The organism is Enterococcus sp. OL5, from assembly GCF_006491895.1.
Taxonomy (GTDB): Bacteria; Bacillota; Bacilli; order Lactobacillales; family Enterococcaceae; genus Enterococcus_D; species Enterococcus_D innesii.
This window is the reverse complement of the sequence record NZ_VHIL01000040.1, coordinates 1-1,356: the sequence shown is the minus strand read 5'-3', so window position 1 is coordinate 1,356 and position 1,356 is coordinate 1. Positions and strand designations below refer to the sequence as shown.

Here is a 1,356-nt window from a genome sequence, read left to right as displayed (position 1 = left end):
ACCACTGGACCTTTAGGACAAGGGATCGCTATGGCAGTCGGTATGGCGATGGCCGAAGCCCACTTGGCTGCAACCTACAATCGCGACAAGTATCAAGTCATTGATCACTATACTTACGCTTTATGTGGCGATGGGGACTTGATGGAAGGTGTTTCGCAAGAAGCTGCATCCATGGCGGGTCACATGAAATTAGATAAACTGATCGTCTTGTACGATTCAAATGACATCTCCCTAGATGGTCCGACCACAAAAGCCTTTACAGAAAATGTCGGTGCGCGTTTTGAGGCGTATGGCTGGCAACATATTCTCGTTGAAGACGGCAATGATTTAGAAGCGATCTCAAAAGCAATCGACGAAGCAAAAGCTGAAAGTGACAAACCAACCTTGATCGAAATCAAGACTGTGATCGGATACGGTGCGCCAAATCAAGGCACCTCTGCCGTTCATGGTGCGCCGATCGGTGCCGAAGGCATTTCTGCAGCAAAAGCGATTTATGGCTGGGAGTACCCAGAATTTACTGTACCTGAAGAAGTTGCCGCGCGCTTCAAAGAAACCATGATCGATGAAGGGCAAAAAGCTGAAGCAGCTTGGAACGAAACCTTCCGTGCCTATGAAGCAGCCTACCCAGAACTTGCTGCGCAATTCAAACAAGCCTTTGCGGGTGAATTGCCAGCAGATTGGGATGCAGCATTACCAAGCTACGAAGTTGGCAGCTCACAAGCTAGTCGAGTATCCAGCAAAGAGATGATCCAAGCCTTATCCCAAGCCGTCCCTAGTCTCTGGGGTGGATCGGCTGACCTTTCTGGATCCAACAATACGATGGTTGCAGCAGAAAAAGACTTTGAACCTGGCCAATACGAAGGCCGCAACATTTGGTTTGGCGTCCGAGAATTTGCGATGGCGGCAGCGATGAACGGCATCCAATTGCATGGCGGTACGCGAATCTATGGCGGAACCTTCTTCGTCTTCGTTGATTACTTGCGTCCAGCGGTACGCTTGTCTGCGATCCAGCATGCGCCTGTGATCTATGTCTTGACGCATGACTCCGTGGCGGTTGGAGAAGATGGACCGACGCATGAGCCGATCGAACAATTAGCTAGCGTCCGTTGCATGCCAAATGTCCAAGTGATTCGTCCAGCAGACGGCAATGAAACCCGTGCTGCTTGGAAACTGGCCATGACAACAACCGATAAGCCAACGGTCTTAGTCTTAAGTCGACAAAACCTACCAGTGATCGAAGGCACGCAAACCGGTGCAGATGAAAATGTCGCAAAAGGTGGCTATGTGATTTCAAAACAAGCCGGTGAAACACCAGCGGGTATTTTGATCGCCACAGGTTCTGAAGTGAATCTTGCG

General features: G+C 50.0%; 1 protein-coding gene. It reads left to right on the top strand.

The annotated features are described in order from the left end of the window. On the top strand, positions 1 to 1,356 hold a 1,356-nt coding region (locus tag FJU10_RS18915; RefSeq protein ID WP_140966739.1), incomplete at both ends, for a transketolase family protein.